Annotated in this window: 14 protein-coding genes; 6 read left to right on the top strand and 8 right to left on the bottom strand. The window is 68.9% G+C overall.

What is annotated here, in order from left to right:
- Positions 1–1022: 1022 nt before the first annotated feature.
- The 3 genes from ispF to phoU form a co-directional block, all read right to left on the bottom strand.
- Positions 1023–1493, bottom strand: a complete 471-nt coding sequence (ispF, locus tag ABZ717_RS00970; protein ID WP_358504054.1) for a 2-C-methyl-D-erythritol 2,4-cyclodiphosphate synthase — start codon at positions 1491–1493, stop codon at positions 1023–1025.
- A gap of 31 nt (positions 1494–1524) precedes the next feature.
- Positions 1525–2007, bottom strand: a complete 483-nt coding sequence (locus ABZ717_RS00975; protein WP_067600369.1) for a CarD family transcriptional regulator — start codon at positions 2005–2007, stop codon at positions 1525–1527.
- Positions 2008–2471: 464 nt separating this feature from the next.
- Positions 2472–3134, bottom strand: coding sequence for a phosphate signaling complex protein PhoU (phoU, locus tag ABZ717_RS00980; protein ID WP_358503529.1), 663 nt, complete (start codon positions 3132–3134; stop codon positions 2472–2474).
- A 124-nt stretch (positions 3135–3258) separates the two neighbouring features.
- Here phoU and ABZ717_RS00985 point away from each other — a divergent pair, with 124 nt between their 5' ends.
- Both ABZ717_RS00985 and ABZ717_RS00990 read left to right on the top strand, forming a co-directional pair.
- Positions 3259–4449, top strand: a complete 1191-nt coding sequence (locus ABZ717_RS00985) for an ATP-binding protein (protein WP_358503532.1) — start codon at positions 3259–3261, stop codon at positions 4447–4449.
- Positions 4446–5144: a response regulator transcription factor gene (locus ABZ717_RS00990; protein WP_067600365.1), complete on the top strand. Its 699-nt coding sequence runs from the start codon at positions 4446–4448 to the stop codon at positions 5142–5144. The genes ABZ717_RS00985 and ABZ717_RS00990 overlap by 4 nt, the downstream gene beginning before the upstream one ends.
- Before the next feature lie 86 nt (positions 5145–5230).
- On the opposite strand, the gene ABZ717_RS00995 is transcribed toward ABZ717_RS00990, so the two are convergent.
- A complete protein-coding gene (locus ABZ717_RS00995) occupies positions 5231–6643 on the bottom strand; it encodes a PLP-dependent aminotransferase family protein (protein ID WP_358503535.1) in 1413 nt (470 codons plus the stop codon).
- A 68-nt stretch (positions 6644–6711) separates the two neighbouring features.
- Here ABZ717_RS00995 and ABZ717_RS01000 point away from each other — a divergent pair, with 68 nt between their 5' ends.
- Positions 6712–7410, top strand: coding sequence for a pyridoxamine 5'-phosphate oxidase family protein (locus ABZ717_RS01000; RefSeq protein WP_358503538.1), 699 nt, complete (start codon positions 6712–6714; stop codon positions 7408–7410).
- Here ABZ717_RS01000 and dtd read toward each other — a convergent pair.
- Both dtd and ABZ717_RS01010 read right to left on the bottom strand, forming a co-directional pair.
- Positions 7388–7813: a D-aminoacyl-tRNA deacylase gene (gene dtd / locus ABZ717_RS01005; RefSeq protein WP_358503541.1), complete on the bottom strand. Its 426-nt coding sequence runs from the start codon at positions 7811–7813 to the stop codon at positions 7388–7390. The two genes, ABZ717_RS01000 and dtd, sit on opposite strands and share 23 nt — an antisense overlap.
- A 52-nt stretch (positions 7814–7865) precedes the next feature.
- On the bottom strand, positions 7866–9713 hold the full coding sequence (locus tag ABZ717_RS01010) for a DUF2207 domain-containing protein (RefSeq protein WP_358503544.1): 1848 nt from the start codon (positions 9711–9713) through the stop codon (positions 7866–7868).
- A 108-nt stretch (positions 9714–9821) separates the two neighbouring features.
- Here ABZ717_RS01010 and ABZ717_RS01015 point away from each other — a divergent pair, with 108 nt between their 5' ends.
- The 3 genes from ABZ717_RS01015 to ABZ717_RS01025 all read left to right on the top strand — a co-directional run bounded on the left by ABZ717_RS01015 (position 9822) and on the right by ABZ717_RS01025 (position 14312).
- Positions 9822–10781: a neutral zinc metallopeptidase gene (locus tag ABZ717_RS01015; protein WP_358503547.1), complete on the top strand. Its 960-nt coding sequence runs from the start codon at positions 9822–9824 to the stop codon at positions 10779–10781.
- Positions 10782–10840: 59 nt separating this feature from the next.
- On the top strand, positions 10841–11794 hold the full coding sequence (locus ABZ717_RS01020; protein WP_358504057.1) for a neutral zinc metallopeptidase: 954 nt from the start codon (positions 10841–10843) through the stop codon (positions 11792–11794).
- A gap of 112 nt (positions 11795–11906) precedes the next feature.
- Positions 11907–14312: a hypothetical protein gene (locus ABZ717_RS01025; protein ID WP_358503549.1), complete on the top strand. Its 2406-nt coding sequence runs from the start codon at positions 11907–11909 to the stop codon at positions 14310–14312.
- On the opposite strand, the gene ABZ717_RS01030 is transcribed toward ABZ717_RS01025, so the two are convergent.
- Together ABZ717_RS01030 and ABZ717_RS01035 are read right to left on the bottom strand one after the other, a co-directional pair.
- The gene (locus tag ABZ717_RS01030; RefSeq protein WP_358503552.1) at positions 14297–14596 is read right to left on the bottom strand and encodes a DUF2516 family protein; all 300 of its coding nucleotides are present in this window, start codon (positions 14594–14596) and stop codon (positions 14297–14299) included. The two genes, ABZ717_RS01025 and ABZ717_RS01030, sit on opposite strands and share 16 nt — an antisense overlap.
- An 88-nt stretch (positions 14597–14684) precedes the next feature.
- A complete protein-coding gene (locus tag ABZ717_RS01035) occupies positions 14685–15629 on the bottom strand; it encodes a M56 family metallopeptidase (RefSeq protein WP_358503555.1) in 945 nt (314 codons plus the stop codon).
- Between the last annotated feature and the right edge of the window lies 1 nt (position 15630).

A 15630-nucleotide genomic window follows, 5' to 3' on the forward strand; every position in this document is an offset into this window, starting at 1 on the left:
GGCTACCGCGGGGACGCGCCCCGCCACCCGTCCCACCTGTAGCGGGGCCTTCGTGACCGGACCCGTCACGTAGTGGCGACGCGGCCCACGAGGACACCAGAGGGAGGGGAAGGGATCCGGCCGCCTGCGGCCGGAGTGGGCCGCAGGCCCGCAGGGCTGTTGGGACCTCAACCACTCTCCCCCCTTCCCCGATAGCCGCCAAACCGCCGCCCGCACCGCACGGGTCAAGGCCACCAACACCGCTGTCAGAGCACTCACCATCGCCTTGACGCGTGCGGTGCGGGCGGCAACAATCACGCGGCGGGGAAGGAGGGAGAACACACCCGAGCAACGCCCAACCACCCAAGGGCTATCTAGCTGGGGCGCCCCCAACACACCCCACACCCGCCCCGTGAACAGGTGGGCTCCCGCCCGCAGGCGTCCCACCCACATTCCCGAGCAACGCCCAACCACCCGCGGGATCACGGCCTGAGGCGCCCTACCAAAACAACCCCCGGGCAGCACGAAACCGGCGAAACCAGAGGCTCCCCCAAGATCAATAGGATCACGCCCCTATGCCCCACCACCAGGCCGAGGGAACGAGCCTGTGGACAACTCCCTGTATGCCTCTGCAAGCCCCTGTAAGCCCTTGTAAGCCCCCGCAAGTCTCTGTGGGCCTTGTGTGCCCCCTGCAAGTCCCTACGAGTCCCGGCGAATCCCCATGGGCCCCGCGAGTCCTGATGAATCCTGGCGCGCGGCTTCCCGCCGGGAGAAGTAGTCCGCACTCGCACCAGTTCAGGAGGGTTTCGGGCCTAGGGACGCGGCTGGAGTCATGGGCCGGATACAGGCCCACTGGCCCCTGTCCCTGCCCTGCCCCTGTTCCTGCTCCCCTGCCGCCCCACCCCCGACCCCACCGGAACTCCACCGGCCGCCTCGCTCACCGCTCGGACCACTCCCTCGCCTCCACCGGCCCCTCCCTGGGCGAACACGTGTGGCCTCCGCACCCGATCGGGTGCGGAGGCCACAGGTGGTGTGCGTTCGGTTCAGTCCCTGGGTGCGCAGAGGGCGGTCGCGACGGCCGCGATGCCCTCACCACGGCCGGTGAGGCCCAAGCCGTCGGTGGTGGTCGCCGAGATGCTCACGGGCGCGCCCACGACCTCGGAGAACGTCTTCTCCGCCTCGTCACGCCGGGGCGCGAACTTGGGGCGGTTGCTGATGATCTGGACGGCCACGTTGCCGATCTCGAAACCGGCGGCGTGCACGCGTGTGACGGTCTCTGTGAGCAGAGCCACGCCCGAGGCACCCTTCCACCGAGGATCGGAGGTTCCGAAGTTGGATCCGAGATCACCGAGTCCGCAGGCGGACAACAACGCGTCGCATGCGGCATGAGCGGCGACATCACCATCGGAATGGCCACTCACACCATCTTCACCGGGCCATTCCAAACCGGCGAGATAAAGTGTTCTTCCAGGAGAAAACGGGTGGACGTCGGTTCCGACGCCCACCCGAGGCATTTTCGTCATGAATTATGTGATTCCGCGACTATCAGCCTGTAAGAACGTCGTCGAGGATGGCCTCGGCCTTGTCCTCGTTGGTCTTTTCCGCGAGCGCGAGTTCACTGACGAGAATCTGCCGCGCCTTGGCGAGCATCCGCTTCTCACCGGCGGACAGACCACGTTCCTTGTCCCGGCGCCACAGGTCACGCACGACCTCGGCGACCTTGTTGACGTCGCCGGACGCCAGCTTCTCCAGGTTCGCCTTGTAGCGCCTCGACCAGTTGGTGGGCTCTTCGGTGTGCGGTGCCCGCAGCACCTCGAAGACCTTGTCCAGGCCTTCCTGCCCCACCACGTCACGAACGCCGACATCCTCGGCGTTCGCAGCCGGCACTCGCACCGTCAGATCGCCCTTGTCAACCCTCAGAACGAGGTAGGTTCTGTCCTCGCCCTTAATAGTGCGAGTCTCGATCGCTTCAATACGAGCAGCCCCATGATGGGGGTAGACAACAGTGTCGCCGACCTTGAAAGCCATGTGACAGGTACCCCTTCCGCTACACCAAGGATACCATGAATCTGTGACTTAACGTACCTATTAGCTTTGCGAACACGCAGGTCAAGCCACACTTTTTAGGGCTTGACAAAGTGTACCCGAGCAGCCTCGGATGCCTGATCGGAACATCTCAAAGAGGGCTGGAACCCCCGCTGGCCAGCCGAAGCGTGACATCAGGGCTACCTTCTTGGGGTAGGGTTCGCCCTCGCACGAACACGCCCCGCGAGCGCTCGTAGCGATTTAGATCACGATTTCGGACGGGGCTGATCCAACGTTGACTCGTCCGGATCCAGACCGCCCCCGGAGTCAAGCCCGCGTCAAGCCCTCCCCCCACATCCCCCCGTGCCATCCCCTGGTTCTCCCCCGTTCTCCCCCGCGCACGCGTAGGGCCCCGGAACACGAAAGCCCCAGGGCCCGATGACGTCGGATGACGACCTACGAGGGTGTTACTCCTCGGGTTCGTAATCCTCGCGCTTCTCTCCGGTCACCATGTAGATCAGGTTGTCGGCGACGTGCACCGCGTGGTCACCGTAACGTTCGTAGAACCGCCCGACCAGGGTCACGTCCATGGTCGCCTCGACCCCGTACTCCCAGCCCGGGGCGAGGATGCGCTGCAGCAGCTTGCGCCGCAGCCGGTCCATCTTGTCGTCGTCCTTGTCCAGTTCCAGAGCGGTGTCGGGGTCCCTCTCCAGGATCACCTCTCCGGCCTTGGTGACCAGCAGCTCGGCTTCGTGACCCATCTCCAGGACGATCGAGCGAACCGGCTTGGGGATGGCCGAGTCCGGGTGTCGACGGCGGGCGATCTTGGCCAGGTGGACGGCGTGGTCGCCCATCCGCTCCAGGTCACCACGCATGTACAGGGCGGTGATGATGGTCCGCAGGTCGGAGGCCACCGGCTGTTGCCGCGCCATCAGACTGAAGGCGGTGTCCTCGATCTCCTGGTCCAGTCGGTTGATCGCCTCGTCCCCGGAGATCACCTCCTGGGCGGCGGTGAGGTCACTGTCCAACAACGCGGTGGTGGCACGCGCGACGGCGTGCCTGGCGAGCCTGGTCATCTCGACGAGGCGTTCGCTCAGGCTGTCAAGGTCCTCGTGGTACGTATCGCGCATAAGGTCAATGCTCCCAGTGTGAGTTTGAAGGATCGGCCAAGAGTCGGTGAACGATTGAAGAACCTCGGTTGTGTCGCGTGCCCTTGCCGAGTAAAGCCCTGGTCGGCACGTTTACGATCGAATCGTGCAAGGTGAACTTCTCGCCGCCGTAACCGGCATCATCGGACTCGTGCTGGGCGTCGTCATGGGCGTCATCGTCGCCGGTCGCTTTTTCCGGTCGCGCGCGGAACAACTGGAACCGCGTCCGCGCCAGGAGGGCAACGGCCTCCCCCCGGGGATCGCGGAGGTACTCTCCGCCCTCCCCTCTTCCGCCGTGGTCCTGGACTCCGCGGACAGAGTCCTGCGTGCTTCCTCCGCCGCCCGGGCCTTCGGGATCGTCCGTGGCGAGGAACTGGTCATAGGCGAACTCCTCTCGCTGGCCCGCAAGGTTCGTCGGGACGGGGTCATCCGTGAGACCTCGATCGAGGTCGCCGTCCGCAAGTTCGGCCCCGACGCCACGTCCTTCGCCGTGCGGGTGGCACCGCTGGGCGGCACCGGTCTGGTGCTCGTCCTGGCCGAGGACCAGACCGAACACCGTCGTTTGGAGGCGGTCCGTCGTGACTTCGTGGCCAACATCTCGCATGAGTTGAAGACCCCGGTGGGTGCCCTGTCCCTATTGGCGGAGACCGTACAGGACGCGAGTGACGACCCGGAGGCCGTCCGTCGGTTCACCGAGCGCATGCAGATCGAGGCCTCCCGTCTGACCGCCGTCATCCAGGACCTCATCACCCTTTCCCGTATCCAGGGCGCCGAACCGATCGCCGAACCGGTTCCGGTGAACGTGGAGTCCATCGTGGAGGAGTCGATCGACGCGGCGCGCATGCCCGCCGACGCCAAGGGGATCGAGCTGGTCGGCAGCGGTGCCGAGGGGCTGACCGTGCTGGGTGACGAGGCCATGCTCGGCACCGCCCTGCGTAACCTGATAACGAACGCCGTCGCCTACAGCCCGAAGAACACCCGGGTGGCGGTCTCAGTGGGGGTCGCCCGGTCGAGCGTGGACATCAGCGTCGCCGACCAGGGGATCGGGATCCCACAACAGGATCTGGAGAGAATCTTCGAGCGGTTCTACCGTGTGGACGCCGCTCGAAGCCGGGCCACCGGTGGTACCGGTCTCGGCCTGGCGATCGTCAAGCACATCATGACCCACCACCGTGGAGAAGTGACCGTGTGGAGCAAGGAGGGGTCGGGGTCGACGTTCACTCTGCGTCTGCCCAGACCGGAGAGCCGGGAGTTCGACACGTCCCGGAACGACAATCACCAGGAGACGGCACAGTGACGCGTGTACTCGTAGTAGAGGACGAGGAGTCCTACAGCGACGCCCTGTCGTACATGCTGCGTAAGGAGGGTTTCGAGGTCGCGGTGGCCCCCACCGGCACCGTGGCGTTGGAGACCTTCGACCGGACCGGGGCCGACCTGGTACTGCTCGACCTCATGCTGCCGGGACTGTCCGGCACCGAGGTCTGCCGCACCCTTCGCCAGAAGTCCAACGTCCCCGTCATCATGCTCACCGCCAAGGACTCCGAGATCGACAAGGTCGTCGGTCTGGAGCTGGGCGCCGACGACTACGTGACCAAGCCGTTCTCCTCCCGCGAGCTCGTGGCGCGGATCCGCGCGGTGCTGCGCCGCCGGGGCGAGGTCAAGGCACCGACCAGCGTCATCCTGGAGGCCGGCCCCGTCCGTATGGACGTGGAGCGGCACGTGGTGACGGTTCTCGGCGACAACGTGCAGCTGCCCCTGAAGGAATTCGAGCTGCTGGAGGTGCTCCTGCTCAACGCCGGGCGCGTGCTCACGCGGATGCAGCTCATCGACCGGGTGTGGGGCGCCGACTACGTCGGTGACACCAAGACCTTGGACGTGCACGTGAAGCGGCTGCGGGCCAAGATCGAGGAGGACCCGAGCAGCCCCCGGTACATCGTCACCGTGCGCGGGCTCGGCTACAAGTTCGAGCCGGTGACCGTCGAGGTGGAGTAGCTCCGGGCACGGGTGGTCCCCCTTCGGATTCCCCGCGCCGGTACTCCACCGAGCTTCGACCTCCCGTGTCCCGGGCGGCTGCTTCGTCACCGCCCGGGACTTTCGGTGTGCCTTCGCACTGCGCGGGCGAGGACCTCGCAGGCGTGCCGCAGGTCCGGCCTCGTGGCGGCTCCGTAGCCGATGACGAGTCCGTGGACACGAGGTTCCGCGTGGCTGGTCCGGCTGGTGTCCTCGACCAGGATCCCTTCGGCCGCGGCGGCCTCGATCACCGGTGCCACCGCCTTCTCCGGTAGGGGGAGCAGGACGTGCAGTCCGGCGGTGTCCCCGGTCAGGTGGGCCCCCAGATGTTCCACGAGCAGTGCGCGGCGGCGGGCGTACTCGCGGCGCATCCGACGCAGGTGTCGGTCGAGGTCGCCGCGTTCCAGTAGCAACTCGGTCACCGCCTGGACGGGTCCGCTGGTGCGGTCGGACAGGTCGGCTCGCACAGCGGCCAGGCGGTCGGCGAGGTCGGGGTCGGCGACGATCCAGCCGATGCCCAGGTCGGGGTCGAGGGTCTTAGAGAGCGTGCCGAGCAGGACCACCCGTGCCGGGTCCAGTCCGTACAGGGCGGGCAGGGGCGCCACGTCGTAGCGGAACTCGGCGTCGTAGTCGTCCTCCACCACCAGGGCGCCGGTACGCGCCGCCCAGGTCAGGAGCCGTTCGCGGCGGGGTACGGGGAGTCGTCCGCCGAGCGGGTACTGGTGGGCGGGGGTGGTGTAGACGAGGCCGAGGTCGTCGGGCAGGTCGTCGGTGCGGAGTCCGTCGCGGTCGACGGGGCAGGGCACGATGTGGGCGCCGCGGGCGGCCAGGATGGACCGGGCCCTCCCGTAGCCGGGGTCCTCCACGCCGGCGCGGGTGCCGGGTCCGAGCAGGGCCGCGACCAGGTCGAGCCCGTTGCCGGTCCCGCGAGTGACGATGAGGTTCTCCGAGCCGACACGGATGCCGCGGGCGCGGCGCAGGTGTTCGGCGAGGAGCGCGCGGAGCCGGGGCCGTCCACGCGGGTCGGGGACGCTGTCGGGTGCGTGCCCGGCGGCGTGCCGCCACGCGCGGCGCAGGGCGGCCCGGTCGTGGTCGTGCACCCAAGGCGTTCCGGGTCGCAGGTCGACACGGCCCTCCCCGCGTACCTGTTCTCGAGCGGGGCGGCCCTCGGGCGACGGCAGGCCGCCGCGGGGGGCCGGCGTCGTGCGCGGAGCGAGGGGTTCGTGCTCGGCGACGAACGTGCCCGAGCCGTGCCTGCCCTCCAACCATCCCTCGGCGTAGAGCTGTTGGTAGGCGTCGGTGACGACGGTGCGGCTCACCCCGAGTTGAGCGGCCAGGGAGCGACTGGAGGGGAGCCGTTCGGAGGGACGGAGCACCCCGGTGGTCATGGCCGTACGCAGTTCCGACGCCAGCTGAGTGGTGAGCGGGGTGGAGTGGGAACGGTCCAGGTGGATCGGGGGGTCGGCGAGGCGACGAGGCAAAGTGGTCCTTCGTTATAGGCGGAAAGTGGCCATGGTCGGGGTATCCACTTTCTTTCTACGGTGAACGCATGCTCTCCACCGAATCCGAATCCGAATCCGCTCCCGAATCCGAACGCACGCTCTCCCCCACCGAACGCACCCGGATCAAGCGGGGGAAACACAAGGCCCGTAGCGACCGTTCCGAGCTCTACGACCTCCTCGACGAGGGGCTGGTCTGCCACGTGGGCGTGGTGGTGGACGGCGCTCCCCGTGTACTGCCGACCGGCTACGCACGGATCGGCGACACCCTTTACCTTCACGGATCCACCGGCGCCCGCTTCCTCCGCGAAATCGGTGAGGTGTGCGTGACGGTCACCTTGTTGGACGGGATCGTGATGGCGCGGTCGGCCTTCCACCACTCGATGAACCACCGGTCGGCGATGGTCTTCGGGACGCCTCGGGTGGTCACCGACCCGAACGAACACGAGGCGGCGCTACGGGCCACCACCGAGCAGGCGGCACCGGGCCGGTGGGACGTGGTGCGTCGGCCGAGTGTCAAGGAGTCGGCGGCGACCCGGGTGCTGGCGTTGTCGCTGGAGGAGGCGTCGGTGAAGGTGCGTACGGGGCCGCCGTCCGACGATCCGGAGGACCATGACACCCCGGTCTGGGCGGGTGTGCTGCCGATGCGCACGGTGTTCGACCCGCCGGTCACCACCCCGGACCTGCGCCACGACCTGCCCGCCCCGGCTCACGTCATCGCCCGGGTCACACCTCCAGGACGACGGTGAACGGCCCCTCGTTGGTCAGGTCCACGGACATCCGCGCACCGAACACCCCGGTGGCGACCTCGGCTCCCTGTTCGCGCAGTTCCTTGACGACGGCGTCCACGAGGGGTTCGGCGACCGGCCCCGGGGCCGCCGCCTGCCACGTGGGCCGGCGGCCCTTGCGGGCGTCTCCGTAGAGGGTGAACTGGCTGACCACCAGCAACGGGGCCTGGATGTCCGAGCAGGACTGCTCGTCCGCCAGGATCCGCAGGGTCCAGAGCTTGCGGGCGATCTTGGCGGCCTCGGCCTCGGTGTCGGTGTGGGTGACGCCCACGAGCGCCATGAGCCCGGGCCGCGTGATCTCCCCGACGACCTCGTCGTCCACCGTCACCGAAGCGTGCGACACCCGCTGCACGACCGCGCGCATGGGCTCCCCCTCTTGTTCTCGTCGACTCTCGTGGCCCCTGGCCGGGACGTTCCTACCTCGATCGTTGCAGCTGGTTGAGCAGCCCGGTGCGACGGGTGTTGGTGATGACACCGGTGAGGGTGAACACGAACGTGGTGATGGAGTCCGTGAAGTCCTCGATCCGCCACTCCCGCGGGCCCGTGTACCAGTGCAGGCCGTCGCCGTCGAGTTCCTCCGGTTCGAGGTCGGCGATGGCGGCGCCGGCCAGGATGTTGGCCCAACGTTCCACGTCGTCGAAGATCACCGCGTAGGGCAGGTAGCGCGAGTACAGCTCCACTCGTTGCCCTGACGGCACGGTCTGGGCGCGCGAGCTCAGCAGGTAGTCGCGAAAACCCATGGTGTGCGCGTACACGGAGCTGCCCAGTCTGGTCTTCGCGGGCATGTACTGGGCGCCGGCGGTGATGGCCGCGCCGGCGATGACGACGGCCAGCCCGGTGAAGGCGGCGTGGGTGAACACCGCGAGAAGGATCGTCGACAGGACGCCGACCGCGGTGGTGAGCATCCCGACCGTCGTCCAGACGCCGCGGACCCGGCTGGGTGAGCGGGAGAACCACTTCAGTCGCACCATGTCCTGGTACAGCTCGTCCCGGACCCGGTCGATCCTGGTGGGGAAGTCCGGGGAGTGCCGAGGCGAGGCGAGTTGGGACATGCGCACGGTGCGCTTCTCCCCGAAGAGGGCGTCCAGTAGCAGCCACTCGGAGGCCAGCAGGTTCTCCCCGGTGGGGCCGTCCAGGCGGACCAGCCGCCAGTCCACCGAGGTGAAGTGCTCGTGCGGAAGTTCCTCGACCCGGATGTATCCGCGCACGGCCAGGTCCAGGACACCGGCGGTGAGGTCGGCGATGTCCACGCGTTCGTCCACCAGCGTGCCGATCTGGCCGGGGTGGACACCGTCGGGGGCGTGGAAGCGCAGACGACCGTGCTCGCCGGGCTCGATCGGGGCGTGGTCGCCCTGGGAGGCCTCTTGGCGCAACGCGCGCTCGTCACGGCCTCGGATGCGGATCAGGGCGATCAGGCCGCCCACCAGGACCAGCAACAACAGACCGAAGACGCTTCCGGTCGCCGGGGTGACCGCGAAGGCCGATGCCAGGGACCAGCGTCGGGTGAGGATGGGTTCGCCCTCCGCGGTGCCGGGCGGGTAGTTCACGACGATGTCGAGCCGGTCGTCCGGGCCCATGTCGGCCTGGAGGAAGTGCGCGACGACCGCTTCGCCGCCCATGTCGGAGGCGGTGCAGTACATGGAGCTGCGGGGTTCGCCCGCCAGGCAGGACAGGGCCTCCGGCGGCAGGGGGGCGTTGACGGTGACGTCGGTGGTGCGAACCGGGTGGCTGTAGGCGCCCACCGCCCTCCACTCCAACTGGACGCCCTGGGCGACCTCGCTGATGGTGCCGCCCACCCGATAGGACAGGCGCACGCCTCGTGTGTCCGCGGTGGGGATCCGCACCAGCAGGGCGCCACCGGTCTCCTCGGTCTCGATGTCGAGGGTGGCGCCGTCGGCGTCGACCGCGGTGACGTCGTCGACCTCGAACCGACGGTCGTGATCGGTGTCGTAGATCATCGTGGAGGTCAGCGCGCGGGTGAAGGTCTCGGGGGGTTCCCCCTCGAAACGAATGTCCTCCTCGCCGCCGAGTACGCCGTGTCGGTCCAGTTCGAGGGTGATCTGGTTGGTGATGGAACCCTCGTTGGCGGCATGGGGCAAGGTTTTCGCCGAAGCGTGCCCCGGTACTGTGGTGATCGGTGCGGCCGCCGCCGCGTGCGCCTCCTCTCTCGGCCACGCCACGGTGACCGCTGTGACCAGCGAGGAGAACACGAGCAGGGCCGTCGCCCAAGCGACGGCCCCGCGCAGGGAGCCGACCCACCACATGACGCGAGAGCCTATCCGGTCTTCCCTCGGACCGTGCCCACGGGGCACCCTCCGCGACGTCGTGGTCCGGTGTTTCCGAACGGCCCTGAGACGGATGGACGTGGGCGTGTGGTGAGGCGACCGCGACCGGACCCGGACCTCGATCCCTGGGCGGAGCGTCGTGGGTTCCTACAGCGGATGGGGCTGGGTGTGTCCCTGTCCCTCGGTACGGGACTGGCCGCGGTCGGATTCACCGGGTTCCTCGCGATCTCCGCGATGCTTCCCGGCGCCGAACCGGCTTGGGGTGACCCGGTCGGTACCGATCCCACGGAGTTGATGTCCGCGGACTCGGAGGGATGGCCGGCCGACCACTCGGACGCGCCGATCGACGACCCACTCGGGCAGAACCCGCTGTACGCGGCGGGTGAGCTGGGCGAGGTGACGTGCTCCCCTCCGTCGTTGGACCAGCGGGACCCTCGTTCGGTCGAGGTGTTCGTGCACGCGATCGCCGACTGTCTGGACACGGCCTGGGCGGACTACTTCGACGAGGCCGGGCTGCCGTTCGACTCACCCAACCGGATCTACTGGTACGACGAGGGACACAGTCCCTGCGGCCCCTTCCCGAGCGAGGGCACCGCGGCGTTCTACTGCCAGGCCAACCAGGGCCTGTACCTGGGGGTCAAGGACATCGTGGCGGCTTCGGGCGGCAGTGAGGAACCCGAGGCGTACACGTTCCTGCTCAGCCACGAGTACGGCCACCACGTGCAGGGGCAGTCGCGGATGCTCGCCGAGTTCCACGCCCTGCGGGCCAACTCCGACGACGAGACCGCCGACGAGCTGACCCGGCGCAACGAGCTCCAGGCCAACTGTCTGGGCGGGGTGTTCGTCGGCTCCGCCGAGGGGTCGCTGGGTTACCAGGAGAGTGAGCGGGAGAACATCCTCGACGACGTCGTCCGCCGTTCCGACCACGAGGGCACCGGTACGCACGGTTCCGCGGAGAACGGCAGACTGTGGACCGCGCACGGGTGGGATCGCATGGATCCGGCCGCCTGCAACACGTGGGAGGCCCGCGAGGAGTTGGTGCGGTGAGCGCGGCCTGGGACCACGGCGGACCGGACGAGTCCTCCCGGCTGGCGCGTGCGCGCCGTATGCACCGGAACAACCGTCGGGTGTTCAGCGTGGTCTGTGGCCTTCTGGTGGCCGTACTGGCGTTGTCGCTGCTGTCGTGGTCCACCGTTCAAAAGGACACGGGGACCGGGGTCGACACCGTGCTGGAGCGCGCCGAGAGCGGTGAGGACAAGCCCGGGCAGGGTGGTTCGCTCTCGGACTCCCCCACCGGGCAATTGGGGTTGCCGGGCCGATCGGTGCCGGACCGGCCCAGCGGGGAGGTGGCGTTGCTCGCCAATCCGCTGTACGAGACGGGGAGGCTGAGCCCCCTGCCGTGCCCGGTACCGGACGTGGACGTGGACGAACCGGCCTCGATGGAGGTGTTCCTGAACCAGGTCGCCGACTGTCTGGACGATGTCTGGCAGACCCAGTTCGAACGGGCCGGGATCGCCTTCAGCCCACCGGACCGGGTGTTCTGGACCGAGCCCGGGGTGAGCCCGTGCCGCGCCTATCCCTCGGCGGCCGGCGCCTTCTACTGCCGTGCCGGAGGTGCCATCTACATCGGTACCGAGGACGTGGTCGAGAAGTGGAACGGGGCCGAGGAGAGCGTGGTGTACGCGTCGCTGTTGGCCCACGAGTACGCCCACCACGTGCAGGGCGAGTCCGGGCTGCTGGAGTACTACCACGAACAGCGCCAGTTGGAGGAGGACGACGCCGGCCGCAACACCTGGACGCGCCGTAGCGAGCTTCAGGCCAACTGTCTGGCGGGGGCGTTCCTGGGTTCGGTGCGGGTGAGTTACCCGTTGGCCGACGACGACCTCGACGTGCTGCTGGACGACGCTTCCGCGACCGCGGACCGGGAGGGCGAGCCGGACGAGAAGCGTACGCACGGCTCCCCGGAGAACAGTGTCGGGTGGACCCGCTCCGGGTGGGAGGAGCAGTCACCGGGGGCGTGCAACACCTGGGACGTGGAGGACGAGTCGCGGGTGCAGTGAACCGTCCCGCGGGCCGCCACGAATCCCGGCGGGCCGGTTCCGGCCCCGCGAGTTGTCCACAGGCCGGCGGAACACGCTGTTTCACGGCGACTCTGCGTGGCAGGATGCTGACATGCCGGACACAGCCGAACCCCTCCACGAGAACCCCACCCGCGCATCCGCCCCTCGCACCCCCGCCCGCTCCGATGGTGCTCCCTCGGGCGCCCGAGACCGCGTGGAGTTGCGTGTCCATGGGGTGAGTGGCGGGCACGCGGAGGAGCTCTTGGACGTGGAGCCCGCCATGCGTGTGGGCGGCGACCGGCTGGCCGGGTTCTTCCGGTGGCGACGAAAGCCGGACACCGAGACCCTGCCCGGGGTGCGTCGGGAGATCTTCGCCTGGGGCAACCTCACCTCGGGCGCCTCCTCGCGCGCCTTCTGGCTCCTGTTGACGCCGTTCATGATGCTCAACGTGGCCTACTGGATGCGGCCGGGGCGGATGGACGACGGTCAGACCGGAACCCGCCGAGTGGCCAACATCGCCTACGGGGCCGGGGTACGACTGCTGGCGCTCTCGCTGACCATGCTCATCGTCCTGGCCGCCGCCGGGGTGGGGATGGACCTGGTCGCCTGGCAGTGCGTCGGCCAGGGCGAGGAGTGCGTGCGCGCGCGGCCGTGGTTGGCCTTCCTCGCCTCCGCGTCCTCCCCGCTGTCCGCGCCGGGCAGGTCTTTGCTGGTGGGCGCGGTACTGCCGACGGTGGTCGTGGTGGTGTTGTGGCGGTTGTCCCGACGTACCGCGGCCGACTACGAGGTGGTGACCGGACCGGTTCCGCCCCGGTACTCCGAGGACGCCCCGCTCAGCCACCCCGACTTCTGGCGCAACAGCGAGATCATGGCGCGGCTGCGGTCGGCGCACATCGCGATCGCGGTGGGCACCGTGGCGGCGCTGCTGCTCCTGCCGCCGCTACTGCACGACCTGGGCGGGCGCGGAGCACCGATTCCGGACGTGCCGGGTCTGTGGACGGTCGGTGCGGGTCTGGCCGGCCTGTTGGCGCTCGTGGCGCTGCTGAGCACGTTGAGCGTGTTGGTCCCGGGCAAGGACGCTCGGTGGAACGCGCGCGCCGATCGACTGTGTCGCGTGCTGCGCGACACCACCCTGGGGCTGACCGCGGCCGTCGCGGTGTACACCGTCTGGCCACGGCCGGGTTGGGTGACCGAGGGGCGGCTCCCGGGCAGCGGGACCATGCTCAACACCCTCTTCGCCGTGCAGGGCACCTTGGTGGTGATCCTGCTGGTGGCGGCGCTGGTGCTGTTCTCCGTGGACCGACCACATCGGCACACCGCGATGCGGGGGTTGGCCGGTCCGTCCACCGCGGCGCTGGGCACCCTGCTCGGCGGCGCCTTCTCCGCGGCCCTGGTCTACCAGGGGTCACGGTGGTTGAGCGGCTGCGGCTCGATGGACGCCCCCGAGGCCGATTGTCTGGCGCTGTCCCCGCCCACCGCCTACTCCTGGCTGCAGTTGGCCTTCGCCTTCCAGGCGATCATCGTGCTGATCGTGGTGGTGGTCCTGGCCCTGTGGCTGCGCGGGGCGGTACGAGCCCAGTTGCCGAAGGTCACCGCGCTGTACTCGCGCAGTGTCCGGGACCGGCGGACGTGGGACATCGCGCGTGCCCGCGCCGTGGGCCGGATGACCGAAGCGCTACCGAAGATCCTGGGCGCCCTGCTGCTGCCGGTCGTGCCGTTGGTGGGGCTGGCCCTGTACTCGATCGCCACCGGAAACCTGGAGGCCGGACCGTTGGACGCCCCCATGGCGGTCACCGGCGGATTGCAGGGCGTGGCCCAAGACGCCCTGGACGCGCTGGTGGCCGTGGGTTCACTGCTGGGCGGGGCCGCCCTCGTGGCGTTGGTGTGGATCGGCCGCAGCGCCTACCGGGACCGGCCGACCCGTCAGGCCGTGGGAGCGGTGTGGGACGTGGGCACCTTTTGGCCACGGGCGGCCCACCCGCTGGCGCCCCCGTCCTACGCCGAACGCGCCGTCCCCCAGCTCGTGGCGAGGGTGCGCAGGATGGCCGACGAGGACACCGGGGTGGTGTTGTCCGGGCACTCGCAGGGTTCGGTGTTGGCGGCGGCCACGGTGTGGCAGTTGCCGCAGGAGTGCGCCGACCGGGTCTCGCTGATCACCCACGGGTCCCCGTTGGACCGCTTGTACTCCCGCTACTTCCCCGCCTACTTCGGGCCGGTGGCCTTCACCGACCTGAAGGGGAGGGTGTCGTCCTGGCGCAACCTGTGGCGGGTCACCGACGCCATCGCGGGACCTGTACGTCGCTCCGGCCCCGCCGGGGAGGAGCTGGTCGTGCCGACGGTCGAACCACTGCCGGACCCACGCTCCTACGACGCCCTCCCCGGGGAGGCCCGCCGTCCGGAGATCCTCGGCCACTCCGACTACACCGGTGATCCCGCCTACGCGGAGGCCATGTGGCAGGTCATGCCCGCGGAACGACCATCGCAGAGCGGGGGTTCGGACCCCTACCAGGGCCCGTAGGGACCGTTGTTCTGGTTTCCGCCCATGCCCTTGACCGCGGGACGCACGTCCAGCAGGAAGATGAGCGTGGCCACCAGACCCAGGATGACGAACATGCCCGTGCCGCTCAGGACCGCGAGAAGGGACAGTCCCGACGCCACACCGGTCAGGATGACCCAGAGCTTCTTGGTCTGTTTGTCCATGATCTCGAAGGCCTGCGCCGGTGTCCGCAGCGCCTCGATCAACGCGTAGAGGCTGGCCACGAAGGTCACCAGGTAGACGAGCTGCCAGATCCAGTAAAACAAGACTCACTCCAGAGCTACGCGTGATCGAACGGGGGTCCGCCCGCTCTCCACGGTAAACGGATCGGCGTCGATAATCGTGCCCGGAGGGTCAGACCGGAATGTTCCAGAGGCAGGTGACCGTCGCCAGGAGGAAGGCGGAGGAGCCCATGATGACCGCGCCCGCGTGGTACGGGAGTTCGTCGTCGGGACGCAGGAGGCGGTTGACCCGGCGCATCACCGAGGGTTCGGCGGGACGTACGGCCGCCATCGCGCCGGCCGGGACGGGCGCGGCCCCGGCGGCACCGAAACGCAGCAGCGCCATGGCCAGTTCCCGCGAGGAGCTCTTGCGCACGGCCTGGTCGTCGGCGCACATCTCGATGAGCAGCGCGACGCTCTCGTAGTAGGTGCGTACGAGGTGGACACGGGGGAAGGCCCGCTTGAGGGAGGAGAAGGGCAGCAGCACGAGGTCGTGACGCTGACGCAGGTGGGCGTGCTCGTGGGCGAGGACCGCGGCGAGCTCGCGGTTGTCGAGTACTTCCAGGGCGCCCGCGCTGATGACCACCTGGGATCGCAGGACGCCCGGCAGACAGTACGCGGCGGCGGCGGGGTGGTCGACCACTCGGGCGCCGGGAACGTCGGGGTGATCGCTGGCGACGAGTTCGAGGAGGTCGTGGTGGCGTCTACGAACGCGCAGAACCTGGACGAAGGAGGCCACCAGTCCGCAGAACAGGACCAGGGTGAGGATCACGGCCAGTGTGACGGCGGCCAGGTGGCTGATGCCTTCCAGCCCCTGGGAGAACTCGGCGAGCAGGAACTCTCCGCTGACCAGGTCGGCGAGCATGGCCATGCTGCCGCCGGCGGCACCGAGTCGGTACGAGGAAAGCCCGTAGGCCAACAGCGCGCCGATGGTGGACACACCCCATGCCAGGCCGAGGGCCTGCCAGGCGATGACCGCCGTGTAGGGGCCGCGGGAGGGCCACTTCGCCCGGTGGAGAGCTTCCATGGCGATGAGGCAGCTGACCGCGACGAGAGTGAGGAGTGCGGCACTGACCATT

Source organism: Nocardiopsis sp. NPDC006832, from assembly GCF_040635885.1.
Classification (GTDB): Bacteria; Actinomycetota; Actinomycetes; order Streptosporangiales; family Streptosporangiaceae; genus Nocardiopsis.

Excerpts from the sequence above, each read along its gene's own strand:
- ABZ717_RS01010 (WP_358503544.1), bottom strand. The coding sequence starts at position 9,713 with ATGTGGTGGGTCGGCTCCCTGCGCGGGGCCGTCGCTTGGGCGACGGCC.
- phoU (WP_358503529.1), bottom strand. The coding sequence starts at position 3,134 with ATGCGCGATACGTACCACGAGGACCTTGACAGCCTGAGCGAACGCCTC.
- ABZ717_RS01035 (WP_358503555.1), bottom strand. The coding sequence starts at position 15,629 with ATGGTCAGTGCCGCACTCCTCACTCTCGTCGCGGTCAGCTGCCTCATC.
- ABZ717_RS01000 (WP_358503538.1), top strand. The coding sequence starts at position 6,712 with ATGCTCTCCACCGAATCCGAATCCGAATCCGCTCCCGAATCCGAACGC.
- ispF (WP_358504054.1), bottom strand. The coding sequence starts at position 1,493 with ATGCCTCGGGTGGGCGTCGGAACCGACGTCCACCCGTTTTCTCCTGGA.
- ABZ717_RS01025 (WP_358503549.1), top strand. The coding sequence starts at position 11,907 with ATGCCGGACACAGCCGAACCCCTCCACGAGAACCCCACCCGCGCATCC.
- ABZ717_RS01020 (WP_358504057.1), top strand. The coding sequence starts at position 10,841 with ATGCACCGGAACAACCGTCGGGTGTTCAGCGTGGTCTGTGGCCTTCTG.
- dtd (WP_358503541.1), bottom strand. The coding sequence starts at position 7,813 with ATGCGCGCGGTCGTGCAGCGGGTGTCGCACGCTTCGGTGACGGTGGAC.
- ABZ717_RS00975 (WP_067600369.1), bottom strand. The coding sequence starts at position 2,007 with ATGGCTTTCAAGGTCGGCGACACTGTTGTCTACCCCCATCATGGGGCT.